This is a genomic window from Kitasatospora sp. P5_F3, assembly GCF_054049135.1.
The window spans coordinates 83,182-104,266 of sequence record NZ_JBFUMY010000014.1 but is presented as its reverse complement, the minus strand read 5'-3'; the positions used below and the strand labels follow the sequence as shown (position 1 = coordinate 104,266).

The window sequence follows — 21,085 nt, the reverse complement described above, 5'->3', positions numbered from 1 at the left end:
CGCGAGGAACAGTAGCCGTCCCGTTCAGCCGACCGCCACGGGGGAGGAGGCACCTGGGACGGTCAGTCGGGGGGTGCCGGTGCCGTCGGCGGGGACGGACCAGAGGTCGGTGCCGTGGCCGTCCGGGGCGGGGAGGGCGTAGCCGATCGTGTGGTCGTCCAGCCAGGCGGCCTGGTCGTCGACGCTGTGCGGTTCGGCGAGTGGGTGTTCGGTCATGGTGCGCAGGTCGAGGACGTACAGGCGCCAGGGGGAGTCGGGGCCGTCGGTGACGCGCTTCTTGAAGGCGATCCGGGAGTTGTCGGGGGAGAGGGACGGGCACTCGACGTTCTCCCGCAGGGTGGTCGCGGACCAGGCGGCCATGTCGCCCTCGACCAGGTAGGTGCGGCCCTTGGTGGCGACGGTGGCGTAGAACCGGTTGTCGTCCTTGGCGAAGGTCACGCCCCAGTAGTTGACGTCGGGGGCGTGGTAGCGGGCGCCGTCGATGGTGAGCGGGATCTGCTCGATGGACTTGATCAGATAGCCGGTGTCCAGGTTGAGGATCGAGGTCCGGGTGGAGAACGCGGAGGTGGCGTAGGAGTCACCGGTGGCGAACATGGTCCAGGCGAGCATCCGGCCGGAGGCCGACACCCGGGCCCGGTTGGGGATGCCGGGGAGGGTGATCCGGCGGGTCTCGTGCAACTGCCGGTCCAGGACGACGACGTCGGCCCTGGCGGGCAGTCCTGGCAGTCGCTGGAGGCAGAGGGCGGTGTCCCCGGCGGCGTGGAAGCGCTCGCAGGAGGGGCCGCCGGTGACCGGGGCGGCTTCCGGTGCCGGTGGCCGGTACGCGACCCGGCCGGTGTCGCCGTCCCGGTAGTAGAGCCGGGGTCCGTCCAGGGTGAACGAGGCGTCGGCGGTGGCCTGTTGGGGTGTGGCGTGCTCGCGGGCCCGGAGGACGTAGCCGAGCGATCCGCCGCCGAGCAGCAGTACGGCCAGCAGTACGGCGGCCAGGCGGGCGCGGGGAGAGAGGGTGTTCATGAAGCAGTCCCTTCCAGGGGCGAGGATTCCCTGAGCAGCACCCAGCCGCAGGTCAGGGCTACCGCCAACAGGCTCAACGCCGCGTACAGGGCCGGGCGTTGGCCCCAGAGCGTCCAGGCTGCGCCGAACCCGGCGGTGCCGACCAGGCGGGTCAGTGCCTGCCCGGTCTGCAGCAGGGCCAGCCCGCCGGCCCGGCCGGTGGTGGGCAGGACCGGTCCGGCGAGGGCCATCAGCACGCCGTCGGTGGCGGCGTAGAAGATCCCGAGCAGGACGAGGACGAGGACGATCGCCATCGGTCGCAGCGGCGTCAGCAGCACGGCGTACACGCCGAGCAGGGCGAAGTGCCCGCAGAGGAAAGGAAGTCGGCGTCCGAAACGGTCGGCGATCCGGCCCGCCGGAACCGCCAGCAGCAGGTAGCTCGCGGCCACCCCGAGCGGCAGCAGCGGGAACCAGCCCGGGGACAGGTCGAGTTCGCGTTGCAGCAGGAGATAGACGAAGGAGTCGCCGATGGTGGCGGCGCCGAGCAGGGCGGCTGCGGCCAGGATGCGCCGGAAGGCGGGATCGCGGAGCGGGGCAAGTGCCTTGGCGCGTAAGGGAGTCGGTCGGGTGAGAGTCGCCCGGGTGAGCGGTGGGACGGCCGGCCCGCCGGGGACGTACAGCAGCAGCACCAGTACGCCCAGCAGCCCGATGCAGAAGCTGACCACGAAGACGGCGTCGTACGCGTCGGCGGTGGCCCAGAGCACGGCGAACGCGACGAGCGGGCCGAGCAGGGCGCCGGTGGTGTCCATGGCACGGTGCACGCCGAAGGAGCGGCCGAGGGTCTCCGGTGGGCCGCTGAGCGAGATCAGGGCGTCGCGCGGGGCGGTTCTGATGCCCTTGCCGACCCGGTCGGCGGCCAGTGCGGCGGCCAGGCCGGCCGTCGCGCCGCCCGCGAGCAGCAGCCCGAGCCGGGAGCAGGCGGAGAGCAGGTAACCGATCCCGGCGATCCGCTTGTGCCGGCCGCTCCGATCGGCGGCGTGTCCGCCGATCAGCCGGACGACGGCCGAGGCGGCGTTGAACAGGCCGTCCAGGAAGCCGAACTGGAGCGGTGAGAGTCCCAGGCCGAGGACCAGGTAGAGCGGCAGGACGGCGGTCACCATCTCGGAGGAGACGTCGGTGACCAGACTGACCGTGCCGAGCGCGAGGACGGTCGCGGGGACCCGACGCCCCGCCCCGCCGCCGGTGGGCGGTGAGGCGGAGGCGTCGTCCCGGCGGCCGGTGGTCGCCAGGTAGGTCATCAGTGGCAGCTGTACTTCGGGCTGGTGTCCTTGACCTGGCCGTCCGTGCCGACGTAGGTCCAGCCGTAGCCGGAGTCGGTGAAGTCCAGCTTCAGCACGCCGTACTGACCGCTGATCCGCTTCTGGCTGTTCGGCTGCACGGTCTCGATCGCGTACGGCTCGGCGCCGCCCATCCCGCCGACGATCTCGACGATGCCCGCCGAGGTGGCGTTGCCGTCCGGGTCCTGCGGGGCGAACCGCTCGTAGTGGTGGTCGTGCCCGTTCAGGATCAGGTCTGCCTTGGCGGCGTAGAGGATCTTCCAGACCGGCTTGGAGACCGGGTCGTTGCCGTGCCCGCCGGAGGAGTACAGCGGGTGGTGCCAGTAGGCCGCGACGCAGGACTTGGTGTTGCTCGCCAGGTCGGCCTTGAGCCAGTCGATCTGGGCGGTCTGGTCGAAGGAGTTGGAGTCGAGGGCGATGAAGTGCCAGTTGCCCTCGTTGAAGCTGTAGTAGCTCTTGCCCTGCGGGTAGGCGATCGCGCCGAAGTACTCCTTGTACCCCGCCAGCGAGCCGGCCGGGTCGTAGGTCTCGTGGTTGCCGGGGACGGGGTGGGTCTTCGCCTTGAAGGCGCCCCAGCTCTTGTCGTAGTAGGCCCGGTAGTCCGAGATCCGGGCGTCGTCGTACTGGTTGTCACCCATCGTCAGATAGAACTTCGGGTTGAGCTGCTGGGCGAGCGCGGCCGTCTTCGGGTGGGCGCAGGAGCTGTCCGAGGCGGTGCACTGGGCGGCGATGTCGCCGGCCGCGACGACGGTGAAGGCACCGGTCGGCGAGGTCGGGGACGGTGACGGGGAGGGCGTCGGAGTGGGAGTCGGGGTGGGCGTCGGGGTCGGGGTGCCGCCGAAGTTTCCGTACACGTCGACGCCGAACAGCGAGTAGCCGTACGAGGTGCCCCGGGCGGTGCCGTAGACGCGCAGGTAGCGTCCCCGGCCGGCCAGGCCCGACCAGTCGTCGGTACCGCCGTTCCCGGCGGTCTCGTTGGCGATCCGGGTCCAGGTCGTACCGTCGTCGGAGACCTCGACCCGGTACACCTTGGCGTACGCGGCCTCCCAGGTGAGCTTGACCCGGCTGACGGTCGCGGTGGCGCCGAGGTCGACCCGGAGCCACTGCGGGTCCACGCCCTCGACGCTGGCCCAGCGGGTGGCCGAGTTGGCGTCGAAGGCGTACTTGGCGGGGTAGGAGGAACTCTCGACCGAGGAGGCGGTGGCGGGCTTGCCGGTCGAGATGACGGTGTCGGCTGCGGCGGCCCGTTCGGGGGCGGCCAGCAACAGGCCGCCGACCAGCAGGAGGACGGCGGCGAGGATGATGCCGAGGGTGCCGGGGCGGGTTGCTCCCGGTGATCGGAGGGAAGGTTGAGCGGGAGGGTGCAGGCGCATGTGTGAACTCCCTGGCCTGGGAAGGGGTGAGAGCTGGGAACCAAAGCGAACCGCCGCGCCCCGGTTCGGGGGCGGCGATCCGGCGGCCGGGTCAGAGCTCTCGCTGAGCGCGTCACGCCCTGAGGTCAGGGCACCGCGCCGAGCCGCCGCCGTGAATGCTAGCGGTTAGGAAAGTTTCCTACCAGTGCTCAACCGGCTTTGGTTCCAGGCCCGTTCGTCGCCCATGAGTCGCCCATGATCAGTGCCACTGGGAGGATGTGCCGCTGCTGCCGAGGGCCCAGACCAACAGCAGGATCAGCCCCGCCACCAGCAGCACCATCAGCACGCAGCCGGATATCCCGGTCAGCCGGGATGCTCTCTTCTCGCTCACCCGCCCATCTCAGCCGGGTGGTCAACGAACAGTCAAGTACGGTATCCGGCACGAACATTCAGCCCTCGGCGGCCACCCGGGCGAGCGCCGACTCGGCCCGGTCGAGCTCGTCGGTCAGCTCGGCCCGCAGGGTCGGCAGCAGGGCCAGCGCGGCCCTGGCGGCCTCCGGCGGGGCGTCCGGGTCGGCCCGGACGGCGGCGACCGCCGCCTTCAGCGGCATCGGGGTGAGGGCGGTCTCCCAGGCGGACCGGTGCTCGGCGGTGGCGTAACGGGAGGTCAGGAACTCGATCGGGGCGAGCGCCAGGCCGTCCGTCCGGCCGGGATCGGCGAGTTGCTGCTCCGGGAGCAGCCAGGCGATGCCGTCCCGGGCGATCAGCTCGAAGGCCCGGTTCTCGTCCGGGGCGGCCGAGCGCCCGAGGGTGGCGGCCGCCAGCAGCCGGGTGAGCATCTGCTCCTCCCGGTGGTCGACGGTGCGTTCCGGGTACGGCCGGTCGCCGATCATCTGCTCCAGGTGGTACCGCTGGCCCCAGTTGCCCACCCAGCGGTGCATCGCGCCCGCCCGGGTCTCCCGGATCGCCGCCAGCGCCAGCGCCCGGGTGGTCAGGTCGCGCCGGGCCAGCACCGTCGCGTTCTCCGGCCCGTCCTGCTCCAGTGCCGACCGGACGGCGGCCACCGCCGGGCCGTCGTACCAGCGGAGGGTCCAGCTCTGCCGGCCCGGATCGTACAACGGCTCGACGCTGGTGCGGTGCTGGGTGCCGAGCCGCTCGGCGAGCCGTCGCAGGCGCGCCTCACGTGAGGTAGGGGGCATGACCGCACCCTAGCCAGCGGACCCCGGCGCGCCGCGCGACCCGCCCGGCGACTCACCCGTCCTGCCGCACGTGCCGCGCCTCGCGTCCCGCCCTATGCGCAGCGCTGCTCCTCGAAGCCGATCCGCTGGAGCTCCAGGGCGCCGGGCCGGGAGAGCAGCACGGTGCTCGCGCAGCCGTCCACCGGCCCGGCCGAGGCGGCGAGCCTGGCGTGCAGCCTGGCGGTGGCCTGCCGGTGCCTGGCGAAGGCGTACGCGGAGACCCGGCGGCCCCGGGCCTGCTGGCCCTGCTTGGCCTGGAGCGGGCTGCTGTCCAGCACTATCAGGTGCAGCCGGCGCCCCTGCCGGGCGGCGGTGCGGGACAGCCAGCCACGCACCCAGGGCAGGGTGCCGCAGTCGTGCACCACCAGCGGACCACCCGTCAGCAGGGCGCGGCGCAGCCGCAGGTAGTGCCGCAGCCGCACCAGCGGCCGGTACAGCGCGTACGGCAGCCAGGCGGGGAGCCGGGCGGCCCAGTGCTCGCGGCTCTGCTGGGAGTCGATCACCGGCGCCGTGGCACAGCGCCGCATCAGGGTGCTCTTGCCGCTGCCCGGCAGCCCGGAGACGACCACCAGGTCGCCGGCCGGGTACTGGAGCACCGGCGGGGTGGGCCCCGGCCGGAGGTCGTGCAGCCCGTGTGGCCGCAGCAGTTCGGGCCCACCTGGCCCGCGTGACCCCCGAGGCCGGCCGGGCACCCGAGGTGCGGCCGGAGCCGACCGGACGGGGCCCGGACTGACGGTCTCGTGCACTGCCCCTCCTTCACGATCCCGATGACCTGCCCTGATCGGACACGCCTTCACCAAGAAAGAGTAATGGGCGGGGCCGACGGTGGACCGGGTCGGTGGCCGACTGGCGCCCGCCCGCAGCGGCATCGGGACCGGGCTGTGACGTTGCGGGTGGCATCGTGGCCGGTCTGTTGCCGATTCCTTACGGGTGCGAATGATCTTGGCTGGCCGGTTCGTGGCATTCTGGTCGGTCTCAGACGGGCAGACAGTGGGCAGGGTAGGGGGCGGTGCGGATGAAGTTCTGCTTTCTGGTCGAGGAGCAGTACCGGAACGACGGCATACCGGTGGACGTGGTCCGGCAGTTGGCGGACTGGGGCCACCGGGTGGACGTGCTGCGCCCGGGCGGCTCGCTGCTCGACCTCGGCCGGCTGGTGCGGGCGGGCAGTCACGACGCCTGGGTGCTGAAGACCGTCTCCGGCGGGCCCGGGCTCGGTCTGCTGGAGGCCGCCGCGGCGGCCGGGCTGACCACGGTGAACGACGCCCGGTCGATCCGGTGCGTCCGGGACAAGGCCAGCGCGGCGGTCCGGGCGGCCGGTCTGGGTCTGCCGGTCCCGGAGACCTGGGCGGCGGCCCGGCTGGCCGACCTCGCGCAGATCCCCGCCGACCGCTACCCGCTGGTGGTCAAGCCGGCCGAGGGCAGCCAGGGGCGGTCGGTGCACCGGGTCGACGACCCGGGGCAACTGGTGCTGGCCGCCGGGGAGTTCGCGGGCGAAGGGATGCTGATCGCGCAGCCTTGGGTGCAGAACTCCGGCATCGACCTCAAGGTCTACTGCGTGGACGGCGAACTGTTCGGCACCGAACGGACCTCGCCGCTGGTGCCCGGCAAGCGGCAGGAGCGGGCGGTGCCGCTGAGCGCCGAGGTGGCCGGGATAGCCGCCAGGGTCGGCGCGGTCTACGGGCTCGACCTGTACGGCGTGGACGTCGTGCTCGGCCCGGACGGGCCGATCGTGGTGGACGTGAACGACTTCCCGAGCTTCCGTCAGGTGCCGGACGCGGTTCCCCGGGTGGCGCGGGCGATCATCAACCTGGCCCGGCGGGGCGCGGCGCTGCCGCCCCCCGTGCTGCCGGTGCCCCGGGTGGAGCTCGACCCGGTGGGCGGGGGTGTGCGGTGAGGGTCGGTGTGATCGCCCGCGACCCCCGGCACCCGCTGCTGACCGCGACGGCGGCGCTGCTGACGGCGGCCGGGCACTGGGTGGAGTTCGCCGCCCCGGACCCGGCCGATCCGGCCGACGTCTACCTGCTCAAGGCCCGGACACCCGCCGCGCTGGCCCTGGCCCGGCGGCTGGAGACGGCGGGTGCGGTGGTGCTCAACTCGGCCGCCGCCACCGAGCGGTGCCAGGACCGGGTGCTGATGGCCGAGCTGGCCCTGGCGGCCGGGCTGCCGTTCGCCCCGTCCCTGTCGCCGAACGCGCTGCGCTATCCGCTGGTGGTGAAGAGCCGACACAGTCGGAAGGACGACCTGGTCGCCAAGGTGCCGGACCCGGCCGGGCTGGCCGAGCTGCGGCGGCAGTGGCCGGACGAACCGCTGATCCACCAGGAGTTCGCCCCGGGCGACGGCTGGGACCGCAAGCTCTGGGTGGTCGGCCGCCAGGTGTTCGGCGAACTGCGCCGCTCCGAACTGGTGGCCGGTTCCGGCACCGAGAGCTGGACCGTCCCGCTGGAGCTGGCCGAACTGGCCCTCTGGGTGGGTGAGGTGTTCGCCCTGGACGTCTACGGCGTGGACGTCCTGGAGGTCGACGGCGCCCCGCTGGTCGTGGACGTGAACGCCTTCCCGGGCATCCGCGGCCAGCAGGGCGCCCCGGAGGCGGTGGTCCGGCTGGTGCAGCGTCAACGCCCGGTCGCCGGGCGGGAGAAGGCCCGGTGGCTACGCAGTCCCGGCGGCTGGGGGAGCTGACTCCTCGAGCCAGGCCGGGGTGCGGAAGCTGCCGCCGTACATCGGGAGTTCGACCTGCCCGCCGTAGCGGGCGAGCTGGGCCCACGGGCGGTTCAGCCCGGTGGAGCCGTACCGGCGGACCCGGGTGACCGCGTCCAGGTCGAGCACGTCGACCAGGATCTCCTCGCCGGGGCCCGCCTGTTGGCGTACCAGGCCCTCGGGGTCGACGATCGCGCTGGCGCCGACGGCGGCCGGGTCGGCGGCGTTCACGTTGACCACGTAGACCTGGTTGGCCCAGGCGTTGGCCCGGGCGCAGACCAGCTCCATCTCGCGGTCGCGGGTGGGGGTCAGGGTCGGCTGGACGATCACCTCGGCGCCCAGCCAGGCGAGTTGGCGGACGGTCTCCGGGAAGGAGCCGTCGTAACAGATCGCCAGGCCGATCCGGGTCAGGCCGGGGATCTCGAAGACCACGAACTCGCTGCCCGGGGTGGCCTGTTCGTACGGCTGCCAGGGGAAGATCTTGCGGTAGCGGGCGACGATCTCGCCCAGCGGGGAGACCGCGACGGCGGTGTTGTGGATCGTCCCGTCCGAGGTCCGCTCGAACAGGCTGCCCGGGATCAGCCAGAGGCCGGTCTCCACCGCCAGGGCACAGATCCGGTCGGTGAGCGGCCCGGGGATCGGGACGGCGACCTGCTCCATCCAGTCGGCGGGGGCGTCCGCCAGCAGTGGCCCCTCGGCGGCCAGCAGGAGCTCCGGCACCACGACCAGTTGGACGTGCGGGAACAGCGCCCGGGTGGAGCGAACCTGGGTGGCGAAGCGCTGCCAGCTCGCCTCCGGGTCGTAGGGGACGGGGGCGGTCTGGATGGCGGCGACGGCGAGTGTGCGCATGGTGCTGATCAGTCCTCGGTGACGGTGAGTCGGGTGACGGCCGTACGGCCCTCGCGGAAGAAACGGCCGAACCGGGCGCGGGCGGCCAGCATGGCCAGTGCGCCGGTGGCGATCGAGCCGACGCCGAGCAGGAAGACCCCGCCGACGCCGTGGAAGGAGGTGCTGCCGTAGCCGGGGCCGTACATGTCGACGGCGCTGCGGACGAAGGCGGCCAGCATCAACAGCCCGCCCAGCAGCGGCAGTACACCGCGCAGCAGCAGATCGCGCGGCGAGTCACGGAGCCGCTTGCGGAAGTACCAGACGCAGGTGAGCGCGGTGCTGCCGTAGTAGCAGGCGATCAGCAGGCCGATGCAGAGGATGGCGTCGCCGAGGAAGGTACCCGGGAGCAGGGTGAGCAGGACCAGCGCGACGGAGGCGGTGGCGCCGAAGAAGACCGTGCCGAAGCCGGGGGTGCGGTGGCGCGGGTGGATCCGGGCGAACGCGGTCGGCAGTGCGCCGTGCGCGCTCATCGACAGAGCGCTGCGGGAGCTGCCGACCAGGCTGGTGAGCAGGGCGGAGACGGCCGAGACGCAGACCGCCAGCTCCATCACCTTGGCAAGCGTGGTGCCGAGCACCGGAGGAGCGAGGGTGGCCAGCACGTCGCCCGCGCTGTCCGGGTTGCCGAGCCCGATACCGGTGTCGCCCGTCCCGGCGTAGCTGATCGCGGCGAAGGCGGTGAACAGGTAGCTGCCGAGCAGGATCAGGGTGGAGATCACGGCGGCCTGGCCGGAGACCCGACTGCCGTCCCTGGTCTCCTCGTTGGCGGTGATCAGCGCGTCCCAGCCCCAGTAGACGAACAGGCAGAGCAGGACCGCCTCGGCGAACGAGCCGAAGTCGGCGAAGCCCAGCGGATCGAGCCAGGCCAGGGACGGCGCCTCGGCGCCAGGACGGGCGAAGGCGGCCACACCGAAGCCGAGCAGCGCGAACAGCTGGAGGCCGAGCAGCACGTACTGGACCGAGGCGGCGAGCTGGAGACCGCGGTGGGCGATCGCGGTGGCGCCGGCCAGCAGCAGGACGGCAGTGGCCGCTACCGCCGCCTCCGAACCGGCGAGCGAGTGCAGGCCGAGCAGGTTCAGCAGGTACGTGGCGCCGACCTGGGAGAGCGCGGTCATGGCGATCAGGGTGGCGACCTGCGGCACCCAGCCGCCGGTGAGCCAGCCGGCCGAGGGGCCGAAGGCGCGGGTGGTCCAGACGAAGGTGGTGCCGCAGTCGGGCATCTCCCGGTTGAGCTCACGGAAGGCGAAGGCGGTGAGCAGGATCGGGACGAAGCCGAGCAGCAGGGCGGCCGGCGCCAGGTGTCCGACGGTCAGCGTCACCAGGCCGAGGGTCACCGCAATGCTGTACGCGGGGGCGACCGAGGAGAGTCCGAGGGCAACTGCGGCCGCCAGACCCACCGAGCCGCCGCGCAGTCCCTTGTCGGTGGTGGTGGCCGGTGGGCCCGTTCTGCCCTCGACGTCGGTCGGGTTCGTCATGGCGCGCTCCTCGGGGGTTGGTCGCTTGTTAAACGTGGATTTAAGAGGAGTGCACCGCTCTGGTCAATAGCTGGGGCTGTACTGTTAAATCCGACGAGAACACGGTGAGGACGGAGGCCGACGTGGCGGCGAAGAAGGGCAAGGGCGGCGAGGCCCGGCGGGCCGAGCTGGGCGAGGCGGTGCAGCGCGCGCTGCTGACCCGCGGCCTGGAGGGTCTGCGGCTGCGCGACATCGCCGAGGAGGCCGGGGTGACCCCGGCGGCCGTGCTCTACTACGGCGACCTCGACGGGCTGGTGCACACCACCTACCAGCAGGCCATCGAGCGCTACAGCCAGGAGCGCGAGGCGGCCGCCGACCGGTTCGCCGATGCCCGGGACAAGCTCGGGGCCTGCATCGACAACGGTGTGGCCACCGGACCGGACGACGCGTTGACCCGGCTGCTGTTCGAGTACTGGCCGCGCTGCCTGCGCGATGCCAGGGCGGCCGCGCTGGACAGTGCGCTGACTGAACGTCAGATCGCGGTGTACGCAGGGATCCTGGTGCTGGGTCAGGCGCAGGGGCACTTCACCCTGAACGACCCACCCCGGCTGCTGGCGGCCAGCTTCGTCGCGATGGAGGACGGGTACCAGATGGAGGTGCTGGCCGGCCGCCGCACCCGTGCCGAGGTGATCGCCGCACTCGGCGCCTACGCCCGCGCGGTGACCGGATACGACCCCGCCACCCGCGCCTGACCGGCGAGGGGAGGTCGTGATCCGTGGGATGGACGGCGCGATCGCCATGGCGCCGGACCCGCCGCGCGGGCGAGGCTGGAGGCAGCGCCCAACCGGGCGGCAGGACCGGACCCGATGGGTGGACGAGATGGCAACGACCGACTTCGACGGCGCGGCGGACGTGCGGGTCCCGGGTACGAAGCTCGCCCGTGCGGCGACGGAGCTGATCCGGGACGTCACGAACGACCTGATCTACCACCACTCGCGGCGGGTGTACTTCTTCGGCAGTCTGCAGGGGCGCCACCGGGACCTGAGCTTCGACCCCGAGCTGCTCTACGTCGGGGCGATGTTCCACGACGTGGGCCTGAACGAGGAGTTCCACCACACCGGCCGTCGCTTCGAGGTGGACAGCGCGGACGAGGCCCGGCGCTTCCTGCAGAGCCACGGCGTACCCGAGGACGGCATCCGGCGGGTCTGGACGGCGATCGCCCTGCACACCACCCCCGGCATCCCCGGCTTCATGGAGCCTGAGGTGGCGCTGGTCACCGCCGGTGTCGAGTACGACGTCCTGGGCATCGGTCATGACGCCGTATCGGCCGAGGACCGCGCCGCGGTCGTCGCGCTGCACCCGCGCCCCGACTTCAAACGCCAGATCCTGCGGGCGTTCCACGACGGCGTCGGCCCCCGGCCGGAGACCGCGTTCGGCAACGTCAAGGCGGACGTCCTGGCGCACTTCGACCCCGACTTCGAGCGGATGGACTTCGTCCGCACGGTCCTGGACTCCCCGTGGCAGGAGTGACCTCCCGGGGCCGCCGGAGCGTGGCGGTGGTCGCGTTCGACGGTGTGCAGCTGCTCGATGTCACCGGCCCCGTCGAGGTCTTCACCACCGCCAACCGTTACGGCGCCGACTACCGGGTACGCGTGGTCTCCCCGGCGGGTACCGCGGTCGCCACCTCCGCCGGGCTGGTGATCGGCACCGACGGCACGGCCGACACCCTGCCGCACCGGATCGACACCCCCTGGTGCCCGGCAGGAGGGACTGGCGCTCTGCGGTGGCCGACCAGGAACTCGTCCGGCTGATCGCCCGGCTGGCCCCGCGTGCCGAGCGGGTGGCATCGGTCTGCGCCGGGGCGTTCGTGCTGGCCGAGGCGGGCCTGCTGGACGGACGACGGGCCGCCGCACTGACCTGGTCCGGCCGGCCACGGGGGTGTCGGCCGGACCAGGCGGGGCTACCGGACCCGGTCTAGCAGGCCGGGGCGACCTGTTCGCCGGTGTCGGTGCGGTGGATGGTGATGGCCTCGACCGGGCAGAGCTCGGCCGCCTCGGTGAGCTGGCCGAGGTGGACCGGGACCGGCGTCAGGAGCTGGGCCCGGCCGTCCTGGCCCAGGGTCAGGTCGGCGGGGGCGGTGGCGGCGCAGGCGCCCGTGCCGACGCAGCGGGCGCGGTCGACCCGGCTCTCCAGTGCGGCGCTCACCAGGTGACCGGGAGGGTGAGCGGGCTGCGGGTGAGCAGGCCCTCGCGCCACTCGATCCGCTCGACGGGGTGGGCCAGCCGGAGCTCCGGCAGGCGGGCGGCCAGGCTGTGCAGGCCGGACTCCAGCTCCATCCGGGCCAGCCAGGCGCCGAGGCAGTGGTGCGGCCCGGCGCCGAAGGTCAGGGTGGGTACGTCGACCGCGGCGAACAGGTCGGGCCACTCGCCCTCGCCCGGCTCGGGGTGGACCGCCGGGTCGTGGTTGGCCGAGAAGGTGTCGGCGGCGACCACCGCACCGGCCGGGATGGTGACCCCGCCGATCTCCAACTGCTCGGTGGCCCGCCGGAGCATCCCGGGCAGCGCGACCCGATCGCCCAACGGGATGGTGCGCAGCAGCTGTTCGGTGGCGGCCCCGGCCTCGTCCCGGGAGGTGCCGATCCTGGCCCAGGCCGGCCGATCCTCGGTGAGCAGGAAGACCAGCGCGTTGCCGAGCGTGGTCATGGTGGTCTCGTGCCCGGCGACCACCAGGCCGAGCACCAGCTTGGTGATCTGCATCTCGGTGACGCCGTCGGCCTCGTCGGCCGCCTGGACCAGACTGCTGACCAGGTCGTCGCCGGGGTTCTTGCGCCGCTCCAGCACCAGGTCGAAGCAGAAGGCGCCGAACTCGCCCATCGCCTGCTGGATCTCCTCGGCGGTGTACGCCGTGGTGGAGAGCGCGTGGTCGCTCCAGTCGCCGAGCTTGCGCAGGTCGAGCCCGTCCAGGCCCATCAGCCGGCTGATCACGGCGACCGGCAGCCGCCGGGTGTAGGCGGCGACCACGTCGGCGGGGGCCGGCTGGGCCGTCAGCTCGTTGATCAGCTCGTCGACGACCGTGGCGACCCACGGGCGCCAGCGCTCGATCGCCCTTGGGGTGAAAGCACGTTGGACGGTGCGGCGGAGCTTCTGGTGCTCGGTGCCGTCGATGTTGAGCAGGCCGTCCGGGTCGTCCAGCAGGTTCGGGACGACCGAGAGTGCGGGCGCGTCCGGCGCGTAGAGCGAGGCCCGGTCCAGCCGCGGGTCGGTGAGCGCCTGCCGGACGTCGGCGTGCCGGGTGAGCAGCCAGGCCGGGGTCCCGGTGGGCAGCTCGGTGAGCCGAGGCGGACCCGGTTCGGCCTGGCGCAGGCAGTGCAGGGGGACGAGCGGAGCGGTGGTCATGACGGCTTCTTCCTCTGCTGGTGGTGCCGAGGGATACAGGGCCGGGGGACGGGGCGGACATCGACGGAGCGAGTCCGGGCCACCACCGACCGTAAGCCCCGGGTGCCGTGCCCGACAGGGCGCGAACCGGCCAAGCGGGCGCGCCCKTTCGGTCACCGGGCGCGCCCCACCACCTGCTGCCTCGTCAGACCCCGTGCTCGGCCGGCAGCCGGCCGGTGCGGACGGCCTCGACCAAGTCGGCGTGGTCGGCCTCGGTCCGGTCCGCGTACGCCACCGCGAAGGCGGCGATCGCCTCGTCCAGCGCCTCGCTCTTGCCGCAGTAGCCGGAGACCACGGTCGCGTCCAGGGTGTGCGCGTGCGCCCGGGCCAGCAGAGCGCCGGTCAGCCGGCCGTAGTCGTCGAGCTGGCCGGACTGGAGCGCGGCCGGGTCGACGCTGCCCTTGCGGTTGCGGAACTGCCGTACCTGGTACGGCAGTCCGTCCACGGTGGCCCAGCCCATCAGGGTGTCGCTGACCACCTGCATCCGCTTCTGGCCGAGCACCACCCGCTGGCCCTCGTGCGCGACCGGCTCGGCGACCGCGTACCCGGCCCTGGCCAGGTGTGGCAGCAGCACCGACGGCCTGGCCTCCTTGACCTGGAGCACCAGCGCCTCACCGCGCTGGTCGAGCAGCAGCACCACGTACGAACGGGTGCCGACACTGCCGGTGCCGACCACCCGGAACGCCACGTCCTGGACGTTGTACCGGGAGAGCAGCGGGTGCAGTTCGACCGGGACGGTGGCCAGGTAGCCGGTCAGCGCGGCGGCCACCGAGGCGGCGGTACGGTCGTCGACCTCGCTGAGCACCGGCGGCGCCGGGGTGAAGCGGTGCCGGCCGTCCTGGTCCTCGACGGTGGACCTGGCGGCGAACCGGGCACTGGTGTTGCGCAGCGCCTTCGCGGCCACCCCGCCGATCACGTCCCGGAGGTCGTGGGCGTCGGTGACGGCGACCAGCTGCTCGTCGGCGATCGCGTTCCAGGCCTCTATGGCGGGCAGCCCGGACAGCACCCGCATGGTCCTGCGATAGGAGCCGACGGTGTCGTGCGCGGCGCTGCGGCACTCGTCCTCGCTCGCGCCGGACTGACGGCCCGCCAGCACCAGGCTGGCGGCCAGCCGCTTGAGGTCCCACTCCCAGGGGCCCGGCACGGTCTCGTCGAAGTCGTTGATGTCCATCACCAGCCGGCCCCTGGCGTCGCCGTAGAGGCCGAAGTTGGCGGCGTGTGCGTCGCCGCAGAGCTGGGCGGTCAGGCCGCTGGTGGGCCCGGTGCTCAGGTCGTGCGCCATCAGCCCGGCCGAGCCGCGCAGGAAGGCGAACGGCGAGGCGGCCATCCGGCCGGTACGGATCGGCACCAGGTGTGCCAGCCGTCCGACGTTGGCCGAGTCGACCGACTCGACCACGTCCGGCCGGTCGGCCGGCAGCTCCAGCACGCTGTGCGACTCGCGCGGCGTCTTCTCCCGCAGCCGCTTGCCGCGCCGTCTCGCCCCGCCCTGCGGCGGCCATGCCGCGAACCCGTCGACCTCGAACTCCCGCACTGCGACCCCTCCCGTACCTGACTGACGGGAGGTACGGTACCGCGCGCCGGGCCCGCCGAGCAGGCACGTAGCATTCCGGTATGGCTCATGACCTCGGTGCTCTCGGTGACTCCTTCCACGACTTCTGGCGGGAACGGCACCTGGCCACCTTCACGACGCTGCGCCCGGACGGCACCCCGCACGTCGCCCCGGTCGGCGTGAGCTACGACCCGGAGGCCCGGATCGCCCGGGTGATCAGCAGCTGCAGCAGCCGCAAGGCGCTCAACGTGCTGGCCGCCGGGGAGGCCGGGCTGCGGGTGGCGGTCTGTCAGGTGGACCGGGCCCGCTGGTGCACGCTGGAGGGCACGGCGGTGGTGCGGTCCGAGCCCGAAGCGGTCGCCGAGGCCGAGCGCCGGTACGCGGAGCGGTACCAGGCGCCGAGGGTCAACCCGGCCCGGGTGGCGATCGAGATCACCGTGGACCGGGTGCTCGGGCGGTTCTGAGCGGAGTTCCGAGCAGAGTGAACAGTGGTGCGTTTATCGACTGTTGAGGCGGGCAGGGCAGCATCGCCGACGTCAAGCGAACGCACCGTCAGATTGCGAAGCCCACACCGTGAACGAGCAGGACACCGCCAACTTCCAACGGCTGCTGGACCGGCTGGCCGGCTACTTCGAGGCGGACCGCGCGACGGTCCSGMGCGGTGACCCGCTCCGGACCGAACAGGCGCGGCCGGCCGGTCAGTTGACCGCGACGGCGGACCAGGCGGCGGCGACCGCGGCGTACTCGGCGCTGCCCGCCCCGTAGAGGTCGGTGGCGGCCTTGAGGGTGGCGGTGCGGGCGCCCGCGTAGTTGGTGCTCGACGTCATGTAGACCGTCAGGGCGCGGTACCAGACCTTGCCCAGCTTGTCCCGGCCGATGCCGTTGACGGTGGAGCCGTCGCAGGTCGGGCTGTCGTAGGAGACGCCGTTGACCACCCGGGGGCCGCTGCCCTCGGCGAGCAGGAAGGCGAAGTGGTTGGCGACGCCGGAGGAGTAGTGCACGTCCAGCCCGCCGACGCTGGAGCTCCAGCAGTCCGCGGACTTGGTGTCCTTGGACGGCTTGTCCATGAAGCGCAGCGCCTCCTTGCCGAAGCCGGGCTTCACGATCTCCTCGCCGATCAGGTAGTCACCGCTGTCGCCGGCGTTGGCCGCGTACCACTCCACCAGGGTGCCGAAGATGTCGGAGGTGGCCTCGTTCAGGCCGCCGGACTCGCCGGAGTAGGTGAGCTTGGCGGTGCGGGAGGTGACGCCGTGCGACATCTCGTGCCCGGCCACGTCCAGCGAGACCAGCGGGCCGAAGACGTTGCCGTCGCCGTCGCCGTAGGTCATGCAGAAGCACGAGTCCTGCCAGAAGGCGTTGTTGTAGTTGCTGCCGTAGTGCACCCGGTTGTACGCGCCCTTGCCGTCCCCGGCGATGCCGTTGCGGCCGTGCACGTTCTTGTAGTAGTCCCAGGTGACGTTGGTGCCGTACTGGGCGTCGACCGCCGCGGTGGAGCGGTCGGCGGTGGTGCCGGTGCCCCAGTGGTTGTCGGCGTCGGTGAACAGGGTCGCGGGCGCCCGGCTGAAGCAGATGCTGCCGAAGCACAGGTCGGTCTTGTTGGCCGCGTCGCCGGTGTAGGTGTTGCCCCGGGTCGGGTCCTTGAGCTGGTACGTGGAGCCGGAGAGCGTGGACTCCAGCGGGACGGTGCCGCCGTAGAGCGACTGGCCGTCGCCGGTCGCGGTCTCGATCGCGTCCCAGGCGTCGATCTGGGCACCGGTACGGGCGTCCACCAGGACGGTGCGGGCCACCGGGTTGCCGAGCGAGTCCTGTCCGCTCGCGGTGGTCTGCCAGGCCAGCCGGGGCGTGCCGTGCAGCGCGTCGATCACCAACTGCTGGGCTGCCTGGGCCTGCTGGACGGCCTTGCCCGCCGCCTGGGCGGAGCGGTTCAGCTCGCCGACGGCCAGCTGTCCGGCACGGTCGGCGGAGACCGAGGGCGTGGTGGAGCCGACGGCTATCGAGCCCGGCACCGCGCGGTCGGTGGACTCGGCCGCGCCGCCCGGCGCCAGATGGACGATCAGATCGCCGCCCAGCACGGGCAGCCCCGCGTAGGTGCGGTCGTACCGGACATGCCGGCTGCCGTCCTGGTCGGTCACCACGTCCCGGACGGTCCGGCCCTCGGGGGTGACAGCCGGGGCGGCGGCAGTGGTCAACGCGCCGGCGGCCAGGGCGACCACGGTGGCGACTGCGGCGGTACGGATACGGATGTGCATCGTGCTCCTCGGATCTCGGGGGCGCCGGACGGACGGAGCCGTGGGTCGGCTCGGTCCCCGGGCGGGATGCGATGAGACAGACTGCGAACCGGCAGCGATCCGTCGGGCGCACGCGAGAGGGGGAGGCGCTGTACGAGTGAGGGCTGGGAGGGGCGGACGCTGCCGGGACGCCTTTCTACATGTACCGGTCATGTTGTGTCCATAGTGCGGACACGCGTCGTCCGCCCCGTCGTCCGCCTGTCAGACCGTCAGGGGCTGCTCAGGGAAGGCCGCCTGAACGGCCGTCCAGAGCCGGACTCGGCCGGCCAGTGCGGTGCGCACGGTCTCCGCGCACTCGTCCCACTTCTGCTGGTCGTCGCCGCACAGGTCGATCAGCATCTGCATCGCCATCGGCGTGTGCATCTCGCCGTCCACCTCGATGTGCCGGGCGAGGTAGTCCTTGAAGACGGTGAGCACACCGTCCGGGTCCTCGATCCGGATCACCTGCTCGAACATCTCCGGGATCAGGTCCTCGCGGCCGAAGGCGAAGGCCGCCGCCCGGCAGTGCACCGGCGCGCTCTCGATGATGTCCCAGGTGACCGAGGTGAAGTCGGCCGCCGCCGACGGCACCTGGGCCAGCTTCAGCGCCTCCGGCACCGGGGTGCCCCGGCCCAGCAGCTCGAGGAAGGCCGCCATCGGCGCGGTGTCGGCGCCTGCCTGGCGCATGCCGTCCAGGTACAGCTCGAAGTGGCTGATGAAGCCCTCGCCGAGCTCGTCGCTCTCCTCCACCAGCACGATCTCGTTGATCAGTCTGCGGCTCGCGGTCGGGCCGGTCGGCAGCCACGGCACGTCCACGCTGGTCAGCTCGCGCTGCAGGCTCTTCAGCAGCGACATGAAGTCCCAGACCGCGAAGACGTGCCGCTCCAGGAAGGTGCGGACCCGGGCCTGGCTGTTCAGCTCGGCGTAGATCGAGTGGTCCACCACCTGGCGGCGGAGCGGCTCGATCGCCGCCTGCAGGCCGGACAGGCCCGGGTGCGTACGGTCCCAGCTGTAACGGTTGTTGGACATCTCTGCTCCCGGAAATTTCAGTGTTTGAGGACGGCGTGAACGGCGTGCCGGAGCTGATCCCGGCTGGGCTGGAGGGCCCGGTCGAGCTCGCGGGCGAACGGCAGCACGGCGCCGTCCGGGCGGGTGATCCGGCGAGGTGGTGCGGTCAGGCGGTACTGCTCGGCGGCCGTGGCCAGGATCTCTGCCCCGATCCCGCAGCTGCGGTTGGAGTCGTCGATCACCACCAGCCGCCCGGTCTTCTCCAACGAGGCGCCGAGCGAGTCCCAATCGAAGGGGTACAGGGTGCGCGGGTCAAGTACCTCGACCGAGATTCCCTGATCGGCCAACTCTCTTGCCACTGGCAGGGATTCGTGCACCAGATGGCCGACGGCGACCACCGTGACGTCCGTGCCGGGACGGTGTACCCGGGCCTGGCCGAGCGGGATCGCGGGCAGCGGCCCGGTGACGTCCTCCCGGACCCCGAGCGCGGCCGCCGGGGCGAAGACCACCACCGGGTCCGGATCGGCGATCGCCGAGCGGAGCAGCCCGTAGGCGTCGGTGGGGGTGGCGGGCACCACGGTCTTCACGCCCATATGGGCAAACAGCCCGTACGGGTGGTCCGAGTGCTGTCCGGCCCAGCCGTCCCGGGAGCCCGATCCCGGCACCAGGCAGGTCAGCGGCACACTGGCCTGACCACCTGTCATCAGCGAGAACTTGTGGGCCTGGTTGACCAGTTGCTCGAAGACCAGGAAGAGCAGCGCGGGGATCTGGAACTCGATCACCGGCCGCAGCCCGGCCAGTGCCGCGCCGACCGCCACCCCGGTGAAGCCCTGCTCGGAGAGCGGGGTGTCCACCACCCGGCTGGTCCCGAACCGCTTCTGCAGTCCGAGGGTCGGCCCGGCCAGACCGGCCCCGATGTCCTCGCCGAACAGACAGACCGAGGGGTCGTCGGCCAGTGCGTCGGCCAGCGCCCGGTTCAGCGCCTTGGTGTAGGAGAGCCAGCTCATGCCACCGCCCCGGCCCGGGGCCGCAGCCCGCTCGCGTACAGGTGGTCGCAGGCGCCGGCCGGGTCCGGTGCGGGTGAGCTGAGCGCGAACTCTATGGCCTGGTGCAGCTGTTCGGCCACCTCGGCGTCGATCGCGGTGGTGTCGCCGACCAGTGCGGCGGCCCGGGCGAGTGGGTCGCGCTCGCGCCAGGAGGCGAGCTCCTCGGCCGGGCGGTAGTCCAGCTTGATCCGCCGCTCCATGGTGTGGTGCCCCTCGAAGCGGTAGGTGCTGCACTCCAGGAAGGTCGGACCGCCGCCCGAGCGGGCCCGGTCCACCGCCGCCAGCGCGGCTTCCCGGACGGCCTCGGTGTCCATGCCGTCCACCGCCACCGCCGGGATGCCGAACGCCTCGGCCCGGCCCAGTGCGCTGCCCGCCACCGCGACGGCCGCCGGCAGGGTGGTGGCGTAGCCGTTGTTCTCGCAGACGAAGACCACCGGCACCTGCCACATCGCGGCCAGGTTGAAGGACTCCAGCAGCACGCCCTGGTTGAGCGCGCCGTCCCCGAAGAAGCTGACCACCACCCGCGGCTCACCGGCGAGTTGGGCCGCCCAGGCGGCACCGACCGCGATCGGCGCACCCGCGCCGACGATGCCGTTGGCACCCAGGATGCCGAGCGAGAGGTCGGCGGCGTGCATCGAGCCGCCCCGTCCCCGGTTCAACCCACCCTCGCGGCCGGTCAGTTCGGCCAGCAGTCGGGCCGGGTCCGCGCCCTTGGCGAGCACGTGCCCGTGACCCCGGTGGGTGCTGGTCAGCCGGTCCTCCGGCCGCAGCGCCGAGCAGACCCCGACCGCGACGGCCTCCTGCCCGATGTACGGGTGCGTACCGCCGACGATGTCGCCGGACCGGACCAGCTCCAGGGCGAGCTCCTCGAAGCCCCGGATCAGCCGGACCATCCGGTAGCGGTCGGCCGGGGTTCGCAGGCTCACACGGCACCTTGCCAGATCGGCGGGCAGAACTCCGGGTCGGCGTAGTCCGGGCGCCCGTCGGCGGTGCGGCGGACCAGCACGTCGTGGTTGTAGACCACGGGGGTGCCGTCGGCCCTGGTGTGGGCGCGGTACTCGTTGGCGCCGTCCTGCAGGTGCAGCGACACCGCCCGGCGCGGGATCTCGGCCAGGTTCGGGCCGCTGCCGTGGTAGGTCCGGCAGTGGTGGAAGCTGACGTGACCGCGCGGGATCACCACCGGGACCTTGCGGACCTCGGCGCCGTTGTACTCGGCGTTCTCGAGCAGCAGTTGCTCCAGCTCGCTGCGGTCGCGCTGGGCGAAGTGCCGGCTGGAGTCCTCCCCGGCGGGCCGCTCCCGCCAGCGGTGGCTGCCCTCCACCATGGTGATGGTGCCCATCTCCGCTCCACAGTCGTGGAACGGGACGAACGCGGTGAGCATCCGCTCGGAGGTGCTGGTGGCCCAGTAGTGCCGGTCGAAGTGCCAGGGCACCTGGTTGCTCGGCTCGCCCGGGATCGGCGGCTTGAGGATCAGGGTGGCCTGGAAGACCCGGATCTCCTCGGCCTCGGCCAGCAGCGCGGCGACGGCACCGAGCAGCGGCTTGCGCAGGATCCGCCCGATCGCCTCGCTCTCGTAGTGCACGTAGTCGTTGTGCCGTTGGACCGGACCGTGCGAGGGCTCCCAGGCGGCCAGATTCGGCGGGCGGACGGCCAGCGTGCGGTCGCGGTGGCCTTCGTAGTACTTCTCGGTGGCGTCCTGGAGGAGATCGAGCTCCTCGTCGGTGAACAGCTTCCGGGAGAGGTACCAGCCGCGCTCGGCGTACCCGGCCACCTCCTCAGGTGTCGGGAGCAGGGCGCGCTCGGCCTCGGTCAGTTCGAACTCGGTCAT

At 72.4% G+C, this 21,085-nt stretch carries 24 protein-coding genes; 8 read left to right on the top strand and 16 right to left on the bottom strand.

Annotated elements, in window-relative coordinates; genetic code table 11:
- Nucleotides 1–24: 24 nt before the first annotated feature.
- The 6 genes from ACXJMZ_RS12645 to ACXJMZ_RS12620 all read right to left on the bottom strand — a co-directional run bounded on the left by ACXJMZ_RS12645 (nucleotide 25) and on the right by ACXJMZ_RS12620 (nucleotide 5,516).
- The gene (locus tag ACXJMZ_RS12645) at nucleotides 25–1,014 is read right to left on the bottom strand and encodes a hypothetical protein (RefSeq protein WP_457030108.1); all 990 of its coding nucleotides are present in this window, start codon (nucleotides 1,012–1,014) and stop codon (nucleotides 25–27) included.
- Nucleotides 1,011–2,291, bottom strand: a complete 1,281-nt coding sequence (locus ACXJMZ_RS12640; protein WP_457030107.1) for an MFS transporter — start codon at nucleotides 2,289–2,291, stop codon at nucleotides 1,011–1,013. The genes ACXJMZ_RS12645 and ACXJMZ_RS12640 overlap by 4 nt, the downstream gene beginning before the upstream one ends.
- Nucleotides 2,291–3,703, bottom strand: a complete 1,413-nt coding sequence (locus tag ACXJMZ_RS12635; RefSeq protein WP_457030106.1) for a discoidin domain-containing protein — start codon at nucleotides 3,701–3,703, stop codon at nucleotides 2,291–2,293. Before ACXJMZ_RS12635 ends, ACXJMZ_RS12640 begins: the two co-directional genes overlap by 1 nt.
- A gap of 238 nt (nucleotides 3,704–3,941) precedes the next feature.
- Nucleotides 3,942–4,073: a hypothetical protein gene (locus ACXJMZ_RS12630; RefSeq protein WP_457030105.1), complete on the bottom strand. Its 132-nt coding sequence runs from the start codon at nucleotides 4,071–4,073 to the stop codon at nucleotides 3,942–3,944.
- 58 nt (nucleotides 4,074–4,131) lie between these two features.
- The gene (locus ACXJMZ_RS12625; RefSeq protein WP_457030104.1) at nucleotides 4,132–4,881 is read right to left on the bottom strand and encodes a hypothetical protein; all 750 of its coding nucleotides are present in this window, start codon (nucleotides 4,879–4,881) and stop codon (nucleotides 4,132–4,134) included.
- A gap of 92 nt (nucleotides 4,882–4,973) precedes the next feature.
- Nucleotides 4,974–5,516: an AAA family ATPase gene (locus tag ACXJMZ_RS12620; RefSeq protein WP_457030103.1), complete on the bottom strand. Its 543-nt coding sequence runs from the start codon at nucleotides 5,514–5,516 to the stop codon at nucleotides 4,974–4,976.
- 419 nt (nucleotides 5,517–5,935) lie between these two features.
- Between ACXJMZ_RS12620 and ACXJMZ_RS12615 the strand changes: the two genes are divergently transcribed.
- A complete protein-coding gene (locus ACXJMZ_RS12615; RefSeq protein WP_457030102.1) occupies nucleotides 5,936–6,814 on the top strand; it encodes an ATP-grasp domain-containing protein in 879 nt (292 codons plus the stop codon).
- Nucleotides 6,815–6,822: 8 nt separating this feature from the next.
- A complete protein-coding gene (locus ACXJMZ_RS12610; RefSeq protein WP_457030101.1) occupies nucleotides 6,823–7,596 on the top strand; it encodes an ATP-grasp domain-containing protein in 774 nt (257 codons plus the stop codon).
- Here the strand turns inward: ACXJMZ_RS12610 and ACXJMZ_RS12605 are convergent.
- Together ACXJMZ_RS12605 and ACXJMZ_RS12600 are read right to left on the bottom strand one after the other, a co-directional pair.
- Nucleotides 7,567–8,463: a carbon-nitrogen hydrolase family protein gene (locus tag ACXJMZ_RS12605; protein ID WP_457030100.1), complete on the bottom strand. Its 897-nt coding sequence runs from the start codon at nucleotides 8,461–8,463 to the stop codon at nucleotides 7,567–7,569. The genes ACXJMZ_RS12610 and ACXJMZ_RS12605 overlap by 30 nt on opposite strands.
- An 8-nt stretch (nucleotides 8,464–8,471) precedes the next feature.
- Nucleotides 8,472–9,974: an APC family permease gene (locus tag ACXJMZ_RS12600; protein ID WP_457030099.1), complete on the bottom strand. Its 1,503-nt coding sequence runs from the start codon at nucleotides 9,972–9,974 to the stop codon at nucleotides 8,472–8,474.
- A 104-nt stretch (nucleotides 9,975–10,078) separates the two neighbouring features.
- Here ACXJMZ_RS12600 and ACXJMZ_RS12595 point away from each other — a divergent pair, with 104 nt between their 5' ends.
- The 4 genes from ACXJMZ_RS12595 (at nucleotide 10,079) to ACXJMZ_RS12580 (ending at nucleotide 11,931) form a co-directional block, all read left to right on the top strand.
- A complete protein-coding gene (locus ACXJMZ_RS12595) occupies nucleotides 10,079–10,705 on the top strand; it encodes a TetR/AcrR family transcriptional regulator (protein WP_457030098.1) in 627 nt (208 codons plus the stop codon).
- A 127-nt stretch (nucleotides 10,706–10,832) separates the two neighbouring features.
- Nucleotides 10,833–11,483 (top strand): HD domain-containing protein, encoded by a 651-nt coding sequence (locus tag ACXJMZ_RS12590; protein WP_457030097.1) that lies wholly within the window; start codon nucleotides 10,833–10,835, stop codon nucleotides 11,481–11,483.
- The gene (locus ACXJMZ_RS12585) at nucleotides 11,471–11,764 is read left to right on the top strand and encodes a hypothetical protein (protein ID WP_457030096.1); all 294 of its coding nucleotides are present in this window, start codon (nucleotides 11,471–11,473) and stop codon (nucleotides 11,762–11,764) included. Before ACXJMZ_RS12590 ends, ACXJMZ_RS12585 begins: the two co-directional genes overlap by 13 nt.
- Entirely contained in the window at nucleotides 11,737–11,931 is a 195-nt protein-coding gene (locus ACXJMZ_RS12580; protein ID WP_457030095.1) for a DJ-1/PfpI family protein, read from the top strand. Before ACXJMZ_RS12585 ends, ACXJMZ_RS12580 begins: the two co-directional genes overlap by 28 nt.
- On the opposite strand, the gene ACXJMZ_RS12575 is transcribed toward ACXJMZ_RS12580, so the two are convergent.
- From ACXJMZ_RS12575 to ACXJMZ_RS12565, 3 genes are all read right to left on the bottom strand, one after another.
- The gene (locus tag ACXJMZ_RS12575; protein WP_457030094.1) at nucleotides 11,928–12,158 is read right to left on the bottom strand and encodes a ferredoxin; all 231 of its coding nucleotides are present in this window, start codon (nucleotides 12,156–12,158) and stop codon (nucleotides 11,928–11,930) included. The two genes, ACXJMZ_RS12580 and ACXJMZ_RS12575, sit on opposite strands and share 4 nt — an antisense overlap.
- On the bottom strand, nucleotides 12,155–13,348 hold the full coding sequence (locus tag ACXJMZ_RS12570) for a cytochrome P450 (RefSeq protein ID WP_457030093.1): 1,194 nt from the start codon (nucleotides 13,346–13,348) through the stop codon (nucleotides 12,155–12,157). The genes ACXJMZ_RS12575 and ACXJMZ_RS12570 overlap by 4 nt, the downstream gene beginning before the upstream one ends.
- Before the next feature lie 184 nt (nucleotides 13,349–13,532).
- Nucleotides 13,533–14,918 (bottom strand): DUF2252 domain-containing protein, encoded by a 1,386-nt coding sequence (locus tag ACXJMZ_RS12565; RefSeq protein ID WP_457030092.1) that lies wholly within the window; start codon nucleotides 14,916–14,918, stop codon nucleotides 13,533–13,535.
- Between the two features lie 80 nt (nucleotides 14,919–14,998).
- On the opposite strand from ACXJMZ_RS12565, the gene ACXJMZ_RS12560 reads away from it, so the two are divergent.
- Both ACXJMZ_RS12560 and ACXJMZ_RS12555 read left to right on the top strand, forming a co-directional pair.
- Nucleotides 14,999–15,400: a TIGR03618 family F420-dependent PPOX class oxidoreductase gene (locus ACXJMZ_RS12560; protein ID WP_457030091.1), complete on the top strand. Its 402-nt coding sequence runs from the start codon at nucleotides 14,999–15,001 to the stop codon at nucleotides 15,398–15,400.
- A gap of 109 nt (nucleotides 15,401–15,509) precedes the next feature.
- Nucleotides 15,510–15,701, top strand: a complete 192-nt coding sequence (locus ACXJMZ_RS12555; protein ID WP_457030090.1) for a hypothetical protein — start codon at nucleotides 15,510–15,512, stop codon at nucleotides 15,699–15,701.
- Here ACXJMZ_RS12555 and ACXJMZ_RS12550 read toward each other — a convergent pair.
- From ACXJMZ_RS12550 to ACXJMZ_RS12530, 5 genes are all read right to left on the bottom strand, one after another.
- Nucleotides 15,635–17,185, bottom strand: a complete 1,551-nt coding sequence (locus ACXJMZ_RS12550; protein WP_457030089.1) for a M4 family metallopeptidase — start codon at nucleotides 17,183–17,185, stop codon at nucleotides 15,635–15,637. The genes ACXJMZ_RS12555 and ACXJMZ_RS12550 overlap by 67 nt on opposite strands.
- A gap of 240 nt (nucleotides 17,186–17,425) precedes the next feature.
- Nucleotides 17,426–18,232, bottom strand: coding sequence for a DUF3050 domain-containing protein (locus tag ACXJMZ_RS12545; protein ID WP_457030088.1), 807 nt, complete (start codon nucleotides 18,230–18,232; stop codon nucleotides 17,426–17,428).
- Between the two features lie 17 nt (nucleotides 18,233–18,249).
- The gene (locus ACXJMZ_RS12540) at nucleotides 18,250–19,218 is read right to left on the bottom strand and encodes an alpha-ketoacid dehydrogenase subunit beta (protein ID WP_457030087.1); all 969 of its coding nucleotides are present in this window, start codon (nucleotides 19,216–19,218) and stop codon (nucleotides 18,250–18,252) included.
- Entirely contained in the window at nucleotides 19,215–20,183 is a 969-nt protein-coding gene (locus tag ACXJMZ_RS12535; protein ID WP_457030086.1) for a thiamine pyrophosphate-dependent dehydrogenase E1 component subunit alpha, read from the bottom strand. Before ACXJMZ_RS12535 ends, ACXJMZ_RS12540 begins: the two co-directional genes overlap by 4 nt.
- Nucleotides 20,180–21,085, bottom strand: a complete 906-nt coding sequence (locus ACXJMZ_RS12530; protein WP_457030085.1) for a phytanoyl-CoA dioxygenase family protein — start codon at nucleotides 21,083–21,085, stop codon at nucleotides 20,180–20,182. Before ACXJMZ_RS12530 ends, ACXJMZ_RS12535 begins: the two co-directional genes overlap by 4 nt.